The sequence below is a fragment of the Collimonas sp. OK412 genome (assembly GCF_900112135.1).
Classification (GTDB): Bacteria; Pseudomonadota; Gammaproteobacteria; order Burkholderiales; family Burkholderiaceae_D; genus Collimonas; species Collimonas rhizosphaerae.
This window is the reverse complement of sequence record NZ_FOLC01000007.1, coordinates 141200-155151: the sequence shown is the minus strand read 5'-3', so window position 1 is coordinate 155151 and position 13952 is coordinate 141200. Positions and strand designations below refer to the sequence as shown.

The 13952-nt window shown below is 59.5% G+C and carries 13 protein-coding genes; 3 read left to right on the top strand and 10 right to left on the bottom strand.

The features are described from left to right. Nucleotides 1-1000: 1000 nt before the first annotated feature. The 4 genes from BM062_RS10090 to BM062_RS10075 form a co-directional block, all read right to left on the bottom strand. Complete coding sequence (locus BM062_RS10090) at nt 1001-2353, bottom strand: GntP family permease (protein ID WP_092396358.1); 1353 nt, start codon at nt 2351-2353, stop codon at nt 1001-1003. A gap of 138 nt (nt 2354-2491) precedes the next feature. Then, nucleotides 2492-2875: a RidA family protein gene (locus BM062_RS10085; RefSeq protein WP_014005262.1), complete on the bottom strand. Its 384-nt coding sequence runs from the start codon at nt 2873-2875 to the stop codon at nt 2492-2494. Between the two features lie 26 nt (nt 2876-2901). Further along, entirely contained in the window at nt 2902-4443 is a 1542-nt protein-coding gene (locus BM062_RS10080) for an N-acyl-D-amino-acid deacylase family protein (protein WP_092396356.1), read from the bottom strand. Between the two features lies 1 nt (nt 4444). Beyond that, nucleotides 4445-5326, bottom strand: coding sequence for a MurR/RpiR family transcriptional regulator (locus tag BM062_RS10075; RefSeq protein WP_092396354.1), 882 nt, complete (start codon nt 5324-5326; stop codon nt 4445-4447). A gap of 174 nt (nt 5327-5500) precedes the next feature. Here BM062_RS10075 and BM062_RS10070 point away from each other — a divergent pair, with 174 nt between their 5' ends. The 3 genes from BM062_RS10070 (at nt 5501) to BM062_RS10060 (ending at nt 8645) form a co-directional block, all read left to right on the top strand. Further along, nucleotides 5501-6817 carry an amino acid deaminase gene (locus tag BM062_RS10070; protein ID WP_092396352.1) on the top strand — a complete coding sequence of 439 codons (1317 nt, stop codon included), beginning with the start codon at nt 5501-5503 and terminating at the stop codon, nt 6815-6817. A gap of 20 nt (nt 6818-6837) precedes the next feature. Further along, the gene (locus BM062_RS10065) at nt 6838-7758 is read left to right on the top strand and encodes a sugar kinase (protein WP_092396350.1); all 921 of its coding nucleotides are present in this window, start codon (nt 6838-6840) and stop codon (nt 7756-7758) included. Between the two features lie 194 nt (nt 7759-7952). Continuing rightward, entirely contained in the window at nt 7953-8645 is a 693-nt protein-coding gene (locus BM062_RS10060; RefSeq protein WP_092396524.1) for a gamma-glutamylcyclotransferase, read from the top strand. 131 nt (nt 8646-8776) lie between these two features. On the opposite strand, the gene BM062_RS10055 is transcribed toward BM062_RS10060, so the two are convergent. From BM062_RS10055 to BM062_RS10030, 6 genes are all read right to left on the bottom strand, one after another. Next, nucleotides 8777-10327, bottom strand: a complete 1551-nt coding sequence (locus tag BM062_RS10055; RefSeq protein WP_092396522.1) for a 2-isopropylmalate synthase — start codon at nt 10325-10327, stop codon at nt 8777-8779. A 135-nt stretch (nt 10328-10462) separates the two neighbouring features. Next, a complete protein-coding gene (gene lysM, locus BM062_RS10050) occupies nt 10463-10936 on the bottom strand; it encodes a peptidoglycan-binding protein LysM (RefSeq protein WP_092396348.1) in 474 nt (157 codons plus the stop codon). A 113-nt stretch (nt 10937-11049) separates the two neighbouring features. Then, entirely contained in the window at nt 11050-11925 is an 876-nt protein-coding gene (pssA, locus tag BM062_RS10045; protein ID WP_092396346.1) for a CDP-diacylglycerol--serine O-phosphatidyltransferase, read from the bottom strand. Nucleotides 11926-11967: 42 nt separating this feature from the next. After that, entirely contained in the window at nt 11968-12612 is a 645-nt protein-coding gene (locus tag BM062_RS10040; protein WP_014005253.1) for a phosphatidylserine decarboxylase, read from the bottom strand. 363 nt (nt 12613-12975) lie between these two features. Next, a complete protein-coding gene (locus BM062_RS10035; RefSeq protein WP_092396344.1) occupies nt 12976-13167 on the bottom strand; it encodes a hypothetical protein in 192 nt (63 codons plus the stop codon). Then, nucleotides 13164-13916, bottom strand: a complete 753-nt coding sequence (locus BM062_RS10030) for an SIMPL domain-containing protein (protein WP_175500950.1) — start codon at nt 13914-13916, stop codon at nt 13164-13166. Before BM062_RS10030 ends, BM062_RS10035 begins: the two co-directional genes overlap by 4 nt. Nucleotides 13917-13952 lie beyond the last annotated feature (36 nt).

Here is a 13952-nt window from a genome sequence, read left to right as displayed (position 1 = left end):
TTCTCCGGAAAAATACAAAAAAACAGGCAAAAAGGAGCCCTCAACGCCTGGAACAGTCCGTGGCGAAGAAAATCGGCGTAAAAACAGGGGTGTAGCCTCAGTCTGGATTGAGACCAAGCATGCCTAGTGCAGCGTTGCCCGTTTGGCTAAGCACTGCCGGCGATGCTTTTGAGGCGGCTCATCCCCAGCGCATTGCAGCGGCAACAAAGCTTTCTATGAGGCTGCACCTTGCCTGGATGACGAAGTACGCATGGGGGAAAGAGATATTTTCTGTGAGCGGGTAAATCCGTGTTGCCATGGCTGACTCCAATTGCTAGTCCAGGAACCTCTGGCTCAATTTCCGCGGCGGCAGCTACATCAGGAAAATGAGATGCAAGAAACCGACATGCTTGCCGCATCGTTGCAAGCGCATGATGCTGCGCGATGCATCAGGCCCGGAACGACGCTGAATATCCGAAATCGTACTTTCCACACAAAAACAATTCCATATGGAAATTAATTGTCATTTTAGACGTATTTCAAAGATATTGAATATGAAAGTAATGTTTATTTTGTTAGTTAACAATAATTAACGTTTAATTTTCATTAATTAACATTCAAAGAATGTTTTTACAATTTTATATGGCAAATAAATAACGTCCCTGCGCTCGGGTTTTACCCGATCCGGAACCACAAGGTGCAAGCACGACGCAATAGCTGCCTATATACGACGACGTTTAGATAACGCTAAATCCCGTTTATTTCCTGATCGGTCCGGATCAGGCACTACCTTATTTTGTTAAATAAAAATATTTCTAGAATTAACAAAATAATGTTTCAAAAATACAACATTACAGAGTCATCTTTAAATACGCGATCGCCATAGGCACTGGATACAAGGCTAGATACAAGACTAGATACAAGGCGAAAAAAAACGGTTTGCAGAATGATGTTCTGCAAACCGTTTTGACGGCGATCGTTCCGCCCGCCGCGGTATTTGAAATACTGGCCTTCAGGCGGATCAGATCACTGTAGCCAATCCCAGGGTCAGCAACAGCGCCACTACCGAAATGATGGTCTCGGCCACGGTCCAGGTCTTGAAGGTTTCCGTCACGGTCATGTTGAAGTACTCCTTGACCAGCCAGAACCCGCCGTCGTTGACGTGCGACAGGATCAGCGAACCGGCGCCGGTGGCCAGCACCATCAGCTCCGGCCTGACGGTGACGCCGGCGGCGGTGACGATAGGCGCGACGATGCCGCAGGCGGTAGTCATCGCCACGGTGGCCGAACCGGTGGCAACCCGGATCAGCGCCGCCACGAACCAGCCCAGCAGCAACGGCGACAAATGCGCATTGTTGGCAAGTTCGACAATTGCCTTGGACACGCCGCCATCGATCAGGATCCGGCCAAAACCGGCGCCCGCGCCAACGATCAGCGTGATGCCGGCGATAGGCGCCAGGCACTCGGTAGTAAATTTCAGGATCGCCGCACGATCAAAGCCGCGCGCCTTGCCGAAGGTATAAAAACTTACCAGCGTCGCAATCAGCAGCGCAATCACCGAGTTGCCGATCAGGCGCAGGAAATCGTTGGCAAAGGTTTTAGGAGTGAAAAACACATCGGCCCAGCTACCGATCAGCATCAGCGCCACCGGCAACAGGATGGTCGCAATGGTGATGCCAAAACCCGGCAGTTCGCGGTTCTTGTCTTCTTCCACGAACTGGGCGATCAATGGATTGTCCGGATTCGGCACGACGAAGCGGCTGATCAGCTTGGCAAACAGCGGGCCGGCAATGATCGCGGTAGGAATGCCGACGATCAGCGCATACATGATGGTGCGGCCGATATCAGCGTTGTAGGCGGTCACGGCGAACAGCGCGGCCGGATGCGGCGGGATCAGGCCGTGGACGACAGAGAGGCCGGCCACCATCGGGATCCCGACCATGATCATCGACGTCCCGGTACGCTTGGCGACGTTGAATGCGATCGGGATCAGCAGCACGAAACCGACTTCAAAGAACACCGGCAAACCGACAATCAGCGCCACCACCATCATGGCCCAGTGCACCCGCTTGGGGCCGAATACGCCGATCAAGGTGTTGGCCACGCGCTCGGCGCCGCCAGATTCGGCCATCATCTTGCCGAACATGGTGCCCAGCCCGACCACCAGCGCGATATGTCCCAAAGCGCCGCCGACACCGGTTTCGTAGGACTTGACGATGCTGGCCATCGGCATGCCGACCACCAGGCCCAAGATCACCGACACCACGATCAGCACGATGAACGGATTCATCTTTAACTTTGCGATCAGCACCACCAGTGCGATCACGGCAATCACTGCATAGAGCAGCAACATATTTCCCTGAACCATCTCCATCAAATCCTCCTAAAGTCCGATTTATTTTTTGACACCGCCACATGTCCGCTGCCGGCCTCGGCGCCGCAAATCCATGACGGCGCCATTTTGCAACGATTCCCTACCGGTTGCCAGTCTATTCGCCAGCCTGGACCCGGTTTATTTTTTATATGCGATGCAATCTACTTCCACCTTGCAATCGACCACCATGCTCGACTGCACGCAAGCGCGTGCCGGCGGGTTGGCGCCGAAATACTCCTTGAAGACCCGGTTGAACGACTGGAAATCGCGCGTATCATCGAGCCAGACGCCGCAACGCACCACGTGTTCCGGGCCGTAGCCGGCTTCTTTCAGGATCGCCAGCACGTTCTGGATGGTCTTGTGCGACTGGGCGACGATGCCGCCGTCGATCACTTCGCCGTCCACCATCGCCACCTGGCCGGATACATACAGCCAGCCGTCGGCTTCCACCGCCCGCGCGAACGGCAGATGCTGGCCGCCGGTTCCCGAACCACCTTCAACACCATATCGTTTGATTGTCATGACTACTCCTCAGTAAAAAACAAGATTCAACCAGCAAGACTGCCGCTGACGCCGGCCTGCCGCGCCAGGAAACGCCCCGCCCGCAACTCGGTCGGCGCTTTTTGCGCGCCGCCCAGGTAAGACAAGGCGCCATTCACCCATACCGCTTCGATGCCTTCGGCCGGCTGCATCGGATCAGCAAACGTGGCGGCGTCGCGCACGGTCTCGGCATCGAACAGCACCAGGTCGGCCCAATAACCTTCGCGCACCAGGCCGCGCTCGGCCAGGCCGAAACGCTCAGCCGACAAGCCGGTCATCTTGCGGATCGCCACGGCCAGCGGGAACAGCTTCTGTTCGCGGCTGTAATAACCCAGCACACGCGGGAATGCGCCCCACAGGCGCGGATGCGGCAAGGGATCGTTAGGCAGGCCGTCCGAGCCGACCACGCTGGCCGGATGGCTCAGGATGCGGTTGACGTCGTCGTCCTGCATGCAGTGATAGACGGCGCCGGCCGGCTGCAGGCGCCGCGCCGCCGCCATCAGGTCGACCTGCCATTCGGCGGCGATCTCGGCCAGCAGCTTGCCGCCCATGGCCGGCTCGGGTTCGGACCAGGTCACCATGATGTCGATGGTGTCGGTCACCTGTTTCAGGTCCAGGGTGGATGAGCTGGCGGTATAGGGATAGCAGTCGCAGCCGACCGGCTGGTAGCGCTGCGCCTGCTCCAGCGCTTCCAGCACTTCGGCGCTGCGGCCCCAGTTTTCGACGCCGGCGCATTTCAGGTGCGAAATCACCACCGGCACCCTGGCGTGCTTGCCGATGCGGAATGCTTCATCCATGGCTTCCAGGATGTCGGCGAATTCGCTGCGCAAATGGGTCGCGTAAATCGCGCCTGCCTCGGCCAGCGGTTCCGCCAGCGCCAGCACTTCGGCGGTCGGCGCATTGATGGCATTGCCGTAGGCCAGGCCGGTGCTGAGCCCGAGCGCGCCATGCGCCAGCGCTTCGCGCAGCTGTGCGCACATGGCGGCGATTTCCGTTTCGGTGGCGGCGCGGTCCAGCCGGTCCATCTGGTTGCTGCGCAAAGCGGTATGGCCGATCAGCGCGGCGACGTTGATCGCCGGCCGCGCCTCGGTCACGGCTGCGACATAGGATGCAAACGTCGGATAGCTGAAAGCGCTGGCTTCGCCCAGCAGGTTCATCGGATCCGGCGGTTCCGCCTTGAGGCTGACCGGCGCGGCGCTGATGCCGCAATTGCCGACCACCACGGTAGTGACGCCCTGCGACAGTTTCGGCAGCATGCTCGGCGTGCGGATCACGTTGGTATCGTCGTGCGTGTGGACATCGATGAAACCGGGGCTCAGGACCTTGCCGCTGCCGTCTACCACCTGCCCGGCCTGCCAGCCGGAAAGCGCGCCGGCGCGGGCTTCGCTGTGCGGTTCGATATGCAGGATGCGGCCGCCGGCCAGCGCGACGTCGGCGACATAGGCCGGGCTGCCGCTGCCGTCGATCACCGATACGTTGCGGATCAGGGTGTCGCAGCTTAGGTCGCCGCCCGGCGCAGGCAATGCATTTGAATGTGAATCAGTGCTCATCTCAATCTCCCAACGGCTCGCGATTGCCGCCGCCGCGATGTGTATCCAGTGTGAATTTCAGGCGCCGCAGCAACTCCTGGCTGCGATCTTTTTGCAGCAATGCCAACTCTGTCATCAGCACGTCCAGCGCCATCATCATGGCGTAGCGCGACGACGAAGGCTTGAAAATGAAATCGGTTTCCAGCGACTTCAGCGGCAGCAGCACATCGGCCATTGCCGCCAGCGGCGAGCCGAGGGCGGTGATCGCCACCAGCCGCACTCCGTACTCCTTGGCGATGGCGCAGCTGGCGTTGAGTTCGGGCACGTTGCCGGTAGTCGACAAGGCCAGGATGACGTCGTCCTTGTCAAGCGTCGCCGCCACCATTTTCTGCAGCATGGCGTCGTGGTAGGTGGCCACCGGGCGCCCCAGGCGCACCAGCCGATAGCGCGCCTCATCCGACAGCATAGTCGAGCCGCCGCCCATGCCAAAGGCGTAAATCATGCGCGCCCGCAGCAGCGCCTGCGCCGCCTGCAGCAAGTTGTCCTGGCTCAGCAGGCTGCGGTTGACCTCCAGCGATTTGTGGATATCGGCATAGACAATGTCGACGATTTGCGGAAGTTGGTTTTCAGCAATGGAATTCTCCACTCGCAAAAACCGTTGGCCGATCGCCGCCGCCTGGGCCAGGCGCATCTTCAGTTCGCGCACATCGCGGCAGCCGATGGCCTTGGCAAAACGCGTCACGCTGGCTTCGCTGACGCCGGCCTGCCTGGCCAGGGTCTGGATGCTGGCGCTTGCCGCAAACGGCAGGTCGCCCAGGATTGCCTGCGCCACTTTTTGCTCAGCCAGGCGCAGCTGGCTGCTGCGCTCGGCGATGCGCGAGACAATATCGAATAATTGGGTCATCGGCTTAGGTCATCCGCTACTAATCCAGCAACACGGGTGGAATCGCAATAAAAGCGCAGCATCCCGGCAACGGACACGGCAGGAAGAAAATGGCATGTTACTTTGTAACATACTTTTAATATAGTAAATTCAAGGATATGATTACGTCAAATGAATTCTGAAGGAGGAGATCTGATGACTAATGTTATTAACTATCACGGCGACTATCACAGCGATTACGAAAATCCGGTAATCGATCCCTTGAACAAAGGCTTGGGTGCATTCGAGCAGGGATTACCCGCCGCCGAGGTCAAGGCGCGCAACTGGAACCTGCTGCGGGAAGACCTCAGCCTGCCTGCCGCCGTGCTGTCCGACGAGCGCATGACGCACAACTTGCAGTGGATGCAGCAGTTCGTCACGGAATACGGCGTCAAGCTGGCGCCGCACGGCAAAACCACGATGGCGCCGAAACTGTTTGCACGCCAGCTGGCCGGAGGCGCATGGGGCATTACCCTGGCGACCGCCCACCAGACCCGGGTCGCCTACCGGCACGGCGTGCGGCGCGTGATCATGGCCAACCAGCTGGTCGGCAAGCAGAACATGGCGCTCATTTCCGATTTGCTGGCTGACCCGTCCTTTGAATTCTGCTGCCTGGTCGATTCGGCCGACGGCGTCGACCAGCTGGGCGCGTTCTTCCAGGCGCGCAAGCAAAAGCTGCATGTGCTGCTGGAACTGGGGCCGGACGGCGGCCGCACCGGCATCCGCAATGCGCAGCAGCAGGCGGCGGTGCTGGCGGCGCTGGCGCGCTGGCCCGAGAGCATCGTGCTGGCCGGCGTCGAAGTCTACGAAGGCGTGCTGAAAGAAGAAGCCGATATCCGCGCTTTCCTGCAGCATGCGGTAACCTGCACCAAACAGCTGGCCAAGGATGGCCGCTTTGCTGCCCGCACCGGCGGCAGCGCGGCACGGCCGGTCATCCTGACCGGCGCCGGTTCGGCCTGGTACGACGTGGTCGCCGAGGAATTCGCCAAGACCGAGATCGGCCTGCCGCTGGACGTAGTGCTGCGCCCCGGCTGCTACCTGACCCACGATGTCGGCATCTATCGCGCGGCGCAGGCACAGATCCAGACCCGCAATCCTATCGCGCGCAAAATGCGCACCGAACTGCAGCCGGCCCTGCAGCTGTGGGCGTATGTGCAGTCGATCCCGGAAACCGGCAAGGCCATCATTGCACTCGGCAAGCGCGACGCCGCATTCGACGCCGGCCTGCCGTCGCCGGCGCTGCACTATCGTCCCGGCAGCACGGCGCCGGCGGCCACCCCGGCGCACTGGCAGTTGACCGGCATGATGGACCAGCATGCCTATCTGCAGATCGCCGAAGGCGACGATATCAAGGTCGGCGACATGATCGGCTTCGACATCTCCCATCCTTGCCTGACCTTCGACAAGTGGCGCCAGATAGCGGTGCTCGATGCGCAGCACCAGGTGGTGGACGTGATCCAGACCTTCTTTTAATTTTTATGCCGGCACACGCAATGACTACAGATATCCTGGCCTATGGCGAAGCCATGGTGGAGTTCAACCAGCGGCAGCACGATGCGCGCATGTACTTGCAGGGCTTCGGCGGCGACACCTCGAATTTCTGCATCGCCGCGGCCCGCCAGGGTGCGCGCAGCGGTTATATCAGCGCGCTCGGCAACGATCATTTCGGCCAGAAACTGCGTGACCTGTGGCTGGCCGAACAGGTAGACGCCAGCCATGTCGCCAGCGATCCGCACGCCGCCACCGGCGTGTATTTCGTTTCGCACGACCAGGACGGCCATCACTTCGACTACCTGCGCGCCGGCTCGGCCGCCAGCCGCTATGCCAGCACACAGCTGCCGCTGGCGGCGATCGCTGCGGCCAAGGTGCTGCATTTGTCGGGCATCAGCCTGGCGATCAGCGAATCGGCCTGCGATGCCGGCCTGGCGGCGATGGCGCATGCGCGCAAGCACGGCGTACGCACCTCGCTCGACACCAACCTGCGGCTGAAACTCTGGCCGCTGGAACGGGCCCGTGAAAAAATGCGCGAAGCGTTTGCGCTGTGCGATATCTGCCTGCCCAGCTGGGACGACGTCAGCGCCCTCACCGGCCTTGACGACCGCGATGCGATTGTCGACGCCCTGCTGTCCTACGGCATCGGCCTGGTCGCCTTCAAGCTTGGCGCCGAAGGCTGTTATGTCGCTACCGCCGGCGAACGGCGCCTGGTGCCGGCTTACGGCGTGGAAGCAGTCGATGCTACCGGCGCCGGCGATTGTTTCGGCGGCGCTTTCATCGCGCGCCTGACGGCCGGCGACGATCCCTTCCACGCCGCCCGCTACGCCAATGTCTGCGCCGCCTTGTCGACAACAGGTTATGGCGCGGTTGCGCCGATTCCGCACGCAGCGCAGGTCGAAGAAATACTAGGTTCGAATTAGTTGACCGGCTGTTGCATTGCTGCAGCAGCCTGCCGACAATCGCACCCTGTACGGCAGCCGTCGGCGCCGGCGCGCCTGCTGTTCCCTCGTGGCGGCGAGCGTTTATCCCGGCTGCCCTCAAGGAGTGAGGCAAGCTCGCCGCCAGTTTGGCAAAGCACTTGTTGCCGACGGCTGATCTGGCTTATTCTGTAGCCATGAGTATCACGCGTGAAGATCTTGAACAGGACCGCCTGCGGACCATCCTGGATAACACCCCGATTGCTTCCGCCCTGCTGTCCGAAGCAGCGCTGGAGGCGTCCTGGCGCGCCGCCCTGGCGTCCCTGCCCGATCCCGGAGGCGATGTCTGGCTGTTCGGCTATGGTTCCCTGATCTGGAATCCGATGGTGGAATACAGCGAGCGCGTGCCGGCCATGCTGTACGGCTATCACCGCGGCTTTTATCTGTATTCGCGCATCAACCGCGGCACCTGGGATAATCCCGGCCTGGTGCTGGGGCTGGACCGCGGCGGCTCCTGCCAGGGCATCGCCTTCCGCATCCCCGCCATCAGCATCGAAACCGAACTGAAAATGCTGTGGCGCCGTGAAATGATGACAGGCGCTTACCATCCGCGCTGGCTGCCGATGCAGCTCAAGGGCAAGAACGGCCCGCGCGTCAAGGCGCTGGCGTTCGTCATGAACCGCCAGCATGAAAGCTATACCGGCCGGCTGCCGGACCCGAAAGTGGTTTCCCACCTGCGCGACGCCTGCGGACTCTACGGGCCGGCCAGGGATTATTTGCGGCATACCCTGGAAGGGCTGCTTAAAGAAGGATTCCGCGATCCATACCTGGCGCGGCTGTGGGCGCAACTGGAATCCGATCGAAGTTCATCAGGCAATTCCAAGCGCTAAGGCCCGTACCCCGTAGTTCGTTAAATAGGGTCAGAGTCGAATTATTGTTGTTCAATAATTCGACTCTGACCCTATTTAATTCCAGCTTCTCGGATTTCGAATAATTCGACTCTGACCCTATTTAACTGCTGTTATAGCTGCGGGTTCAGTTTTTCGGACTTCGAGTGCAGTTTGTTGAGCGCTGACAGGTAGGCTTTGGCTGACGCCACCACGATATCCAGGTCGGCGCCGACGCCGTTGACGATGCGGCCGGCCTTGGACAAGCGCATGGTCACTTCGCCCTGCGACTGGGTGCCGGTGGTAATCGCGTTGACCGAGAACAGCAGCAGCTCGGCGCCGCTGGCCACCTTGGTTTCGATGGCGTTGACGATGGCGTCCACCGGTCCGTTGCCCTCCGCTTCGCAGCTGGACTCCTTGCCGTCGATCGAAAACACCACGCTGGCGCTAGGCTTTTCGCCAGTCTCCGAATGCTGCGATAACGACACGAAACGATAAAACTCCTTGTCGTGCGAATGCTGCTCATCCGAAACCAGGGCGATGATGTCTTCGTCGAATATCTCCGACTTGCGGTCCGCCAGTTCCTTGAAGCGTGCAAAAGCCGCATTCACTTCCGTCTCCGATTCGAGCGCGATGCCCAGCTCTTCCAGCCGCTGCTTGAACGCATTGCGTCCCGACAGCTTGCCCAGCACGATCTTGTTGGCGCTCCAGCCGACATCTTCGGCGCGCATGATTTCATAGGTGTCGCGCGCCTTCAGCACGCCGTCCTGATGGATCCCCGAAGCGTGGGCAAAGGCATTGGCGCCCACCACCGACTTGTTCGGCTGCACTGCAAACCCGGTGATCTGCGACACCAGCTTGGAAGCCGGCACGATCTGCGTGGTGTCGATGCCGATGTCCAGGTTGAAGTAATCGCGCCGGGTCTTGACCGCCATGACGATCTCTTCCAGCGCCGTATTGCCGGCCCGCTCGCCGAGTCCGTTGATGGTGCATTCGACCTGGCGCGCGCCGCCTATCATCACGCCCGCCAGCGAATTGGCGACCGCCATGCCGAGGTCGTTGTGGCAGTGCACCGACCAGATCGCCTTGTCCGAATTCGGAATCCGTTCGCGCAGGGTCTTCAGCATATGGCCATACAGTTCCGGCACGCCGTAGCCGACGGTGTCGGCGAAGTTGATGGTGGTCGCGCCTTCAGCGATCACCGCCTCCAGCACCCGGCACAGGAAGTCCATGTCGGAGCGGCTGCCGTCTTCCGGGCTGAACTCCACATCGTCGGTGAATTTGCGGGCATAGCGCACCGCCAGCCTGGCTTGTTCGAACACCTGGTCGGGCGTCATGCGCAGCTTTTTTTCCATGTGCAGCGGCGAGGTCGCCAGGAAGGTATGGATACGCTTGCGTTCGGCCGGCTGCAGCGCTTCGGCAGCGCGCGCGATGTCCTTGTCGTTGGCGCGCGACAGAGAACAGACCGTGGAATCCTTGATGATGCCGGCGATTGCCTTGATCGCCTCGAAATCGCCGGGAGAAGCGGCAGCAAACCCGGCTTCGATCACGTCGACTTTCATCCGTTCCAGCTGCTTGGCGATACGGATCTTCTCATCTTTGGTCATCGAGGCGCCGGGCGATTGTTCGCCATCGCGCAAGGTGGTGTCGAATATGATCAGTTTTTCGGGCGAGTTGGCTGCCATGCTGTGCTCCTGATTGGTCTTGTAAACCATCAATTTTAAAGACTTTGAGGGAATCCGGTATAAAAATCACAAAGCGGCGGCCGTAAAAAAACCGCCCGGGGCTTACCGGGCGGTTCTGTTCGGGTTGAATCCGAATTACTGTGGCGGAATACGCAGCATCTGGCCCGGATAAATCAGGTCTGGGCTTTTCAGCATCGGCTTGTTGGCTTCGAAAATTGCATTGTATTTGTTTGCATCGCCGTAGTACTCCTTGGAGATCTTCGACAGATTGTCGCCGCTGACCACTGTGTACCATTGCGACTCATCGACATCAGGCTTCAGGTTGTCGCTGTTCACGCTGGCGACGTCCTTGACATTGCCGCAGCACAGGATGATTTTCTCGCGCGTCGCCTGGTCCGGCGCTTCACCGCTGACGGTAACCTCCGATTTGGTTGCATCAAAGGCGAGCGTCAGGCCACTGGTGTCGATGCCTTGCGTGCCGACGTAGGCCTTGATCGCATCCGCTGCCTGGTTTTGCAGTTCTTCGACATTAGGAGCAGCAGCAACTTCCGCTGGTTTATGTCCCAGGAGCTTTTCACCGGCATCCTTAAAAAAAGAAAGTAAACCCATTTTTTTCTCCAGTAATAGTTGAAAAAGTATGATGCCACTTGCTGCCCTACAGTGCCGCTTGCAACCCAAGGTTTAACAACATTTAACCTTACTAATGTTTCACAGGCATTACCTTAGTCCTTATCGTCGTGCTCTAGTTCCGTCTGCACGATGCTGACCGGCTTGCCCTTGAACCAGCGCCAGAAATACACGCCAAAACCGGACAGGCCATACAGCACGAACAGGCCGAACAGCACCTTCGACGGGTCGCTGAAAATCGCCACCAGCGCCAGCACTACCAGGAAAGCCGCGATGAACGGCATCGGCTTGCGCAGGTTGATGTCTTTAAAACTATAAAAAGGGACGTTGCTGACCATGGTCAGGCCGGCGTACAGGGTAATCGCCCAGGCAGCCCAACTCAGCGATGCGCCGCGAAAACCGAGATCGTCCATCAGCCAGACAAAACCGGCCACCAGGGCCGCCGCCGCAGGGCTGGGCAAGCCTTGGAAATAGCGTTTGTCGACCACCGCGATGTTGGTGTTGAAGCGCGCCAGGCGCAAGGCGCCGCCGGCGCAATACACGAAAGCTGCCAGCCAGCCCAGCTTGCCCATGCCGCGCAAGGACCATTCATACACTACCAGCGCCGGCGCGGCGCCGAACGACACCATGTCGGACAGGCTGTCGTATTGCGCGCCGAACTCGCTCTGGGTATTGGTCAGGCGCGCCACGCGGCCATCCAGGCTGTCCAGCACCATCGCCACGAAGATGGCGATCGAAGCCTGGTCGAAACGCAGGTTCATCGCCATCACGATTGCATAAAAACCGCAGAACAGCGCCGCCGTGGTGAAGGCGTTCGGCAGCAGGTAGATGCCGCGCCGGCGCCGCACCGGCGGCTGGTCTCCTGCGTCCTGGTCCAGGTATTCGCTGCGTTCGGTGTTCTTGTTCGGGCGCAGCGCCTTGGGGAACTGCGCGATGTTGTTCTTCGCTTTACGGCGCTTGAATGTGGCCATGTAAGTTCCGTTTCAATCGACTCTGATTACCAGCAACACTGCTTAAAATTCGGCCAGGATGGTCTCGGTGGCGGATACCTTGTCGCCCACTGCAACCTTGGGCGTGGCCGTCAGCGGCAGGTAGACGTCGACCCGCGAACCGAAACGGATAAAGCCGTAGCGCTGGCCGCGCGCCAGCACGTCGGCCACCTTGACGTAGCACAGGATGCGGCGCGCAATCAGGCCGGCGACTTGCACGCAAGTCACGGTCTGGCCGTTGGCGGCGGTGATGACCAGGGCGTTGCGCTCGTTTTCGATCGAAGCCTTGTCGAGGTCGGCGTTGACGAACTTGCCCGGGAAATACTCTACCTTCTCGATCTTGCCGTCGACCGGGGCGCGATTCGAATGGACATTGAATACGTTCATGAAGACACTGATTTTCAGGGCTTCGCGATTAGCGTAAGGATCCATGGTTTTTTCCACTACCACGATGCGGCCGTCGGCCGGCGACAGCACTGCGGCCGGATTCTGTGGAATCACACGGGCCGGATCGCGGAAAAACTGCAATACGAACAAAGCAATAATCCAGAATGGCAGCGACCATGCAGGAGAGAAAAACGTGATCAGCAGCGCGACCGCAAAGGCGATGCCCAAAAACGGCCAGCCCTCGCGGGCAATAATAGGATGGGGGTAATTATTCAACTGCACTCCGGATTATCTGGGTAAATGATGGAAATTTGAAAGCGTGGCTATTCTAGTCGAGCGGGAAATAAATGTAACCTGCCGCTTTATTGCTTGCCGGGGGCGCACAGCCAGTTCTGCCAGCCGCCATGCCGCTTCTTGGTTAACTAACGCTGGCAAGTCGGTGATATGAGGCCGCCTGCATGATATCAGGGGTCTGGATGTTCATCGAAAGAAACAGCGCCTTGGCATTGTATAAAAAGACCAAGCTTTTCGCTCGGTTTTATTGGCCTGGATAAACACAATCAGGGAAATATTTTTAATATGACAATAAATATGCGGGATATCGCAGAAAAAAGAAGCTGAAGCGAGCGCTCCAGCTTCTCTTTCTTATTTCTGCTGTTCTTCTTCAGCTGCCTTGGCCTTGTCTTGGGCCTGCTGCAACTGCTGTTCAACCCCTTTTGCCTTTTCCAGCGCATCGGTCTGGGCCTTGAAGACTTGCGGCGTCGGCGCCGACGGCTTGCAGGCGGCCAGCGCCAATGTCATGCCCAGGGCCAGGCTAAAGACGGCCAGGCGGCTCATTTGAAGCGGACTTTGCCGACCACGCGCATGTTCAGGGTGGTTTCGCCCGGTTCGAAACTAGGTTCTTCCACTGGCGCGGAATCCATCGACGCAGCGCGCATCATCATCGCCTTCGGCGCCGCCGCGGATTCCTGGGCATAGTTGCCTGAACCTTCAAAATCTATCGTGTCGAGCACGGCGTCAGACGCATTGCGGCCCATGGCGCGGGCGATGGAAGCGATGCGCTCGGTCAGGTTCTGGTAGGTGGCGGCGATCCGCTGGTCATCCAGCTTTTTGCTGGTGGCGTCGCTCAGGCCGAAATACAGGCCATTGAGGCCCAGGATGCTTTGCACCGCGGCGACCGTTTTCGGCAGGTTGTTCAGATTGGTGGTGGTGGCATCGAGGTACTGGCCGACGCGCCAGCCGGTTGGCTGGCGCGGCTTGTTGGCATTGCCGCGCGGCTGCGGCTGGTCTTCCGGATAGACCGGGTAGGTGTAATAACCGCGTGTCTGCAGGATGGCCTGCGGGTCCTGGCGCTTGAGGATATCGGTGCCCTGCTTCATCTTCAGGTTGACGCGCGAAGCCGCCGCCGCCTTGTCCTTGTCCTGCTCTTCAACGTTGAAGGTAATCCTTACCTGGTCATTGACGTGCTTGACTTCGCCGTAGGCCGGCACCACTACCAGGGTACCGCTGGTCGGCGCCTGGGCGTGCGCGGCGAAACCCGTTGCAGCCAGCAGTGACGACAACATCAATTTGCGTGATCGCGACATATTCTTCTCCAAGAAAAAATGGAGCGCTACCGGAAG

Coding starts and splice junctions, on each gene's coding strand:
- BM062_RS10090 (WP_092396358.1), bottom strand. CDS start 2,353: ATGGAGATGGTTCAGGGAAATATGTTGCTGCTCTATGCAGTGATTGCC.
- BM062_RS10085 (WP_014005262.1), bottom strand. CDS start 2,875: ATGACAATCAAACGATATGGTGTTGAAGGTGGTTCGGGAACCGGCGGC.
- BM062_RS10080 (WP_092396356.1), bottom strand. CDS start 4,443: ATGAGCACTGATTCACATTCAAATGCATTGCCTGCGCCGGGCGGCGAC.
- BM062_RS10075 (WP_092396354.1), bottom strand. CDS start 5,326: ATGACCCAATTATTCGATATTGTCTCGCGCATCGCCGAGCGCAGCAGC.
- BM062_RS10070 (WP_092396352.1), top strand. CDS start 5,501: ATGACTAATGTTATTAACTATCACGGCGACTATCACAGCGATTACGAA.
- BM062_RS10065 (WP_092396350.1), top strand. CDS start 6,838: ATGACTACAGATATCCTGGCCTATGGCGAAGCCATGGTGGAGTTCAAC.
- BM062_RS10060 (WP_092396524.1), top strand. CDS start 7,953: ATGAGTATCACGCGTGAAGATCTTGAACAGGACCGCCTGCGGACCATC.
- BM062_RS10055 (WP_092396522.1), bottom strand. CDS start 10,327: ATGGCAGCCAACTCGCCCGAAAAACTGATCATATTCGACACCACCTTG.
- lysM (WP_092396348.1), bottom strand. CDS start 10,936: ATGGGTTTACTTTCTTTTTTTAAGGATGCCGGTGAAAAGCTCCTGGGA.
- pssA (WP_092396346.1), bottom strand. CDS start 11,925: ATGGCCACATTCAAGCGCCGTAAAGCGAAGAACAACATCGCGCAGTTC.
- BM062_RS10035 (WP_092396344.1), bottom strand. CDS start 13,167: ATGAGCCGCCTGGCCGTCTTTAGCCTGGCCCTGGGCATGACATTGGCG.
- BM062_RS10030 (WP_175500950.1), bottom strand. CDS start 13,916: ATGTCGCGATCACGCAAATTGATGTTGTCGTCACTGCTGGCTGCAACG.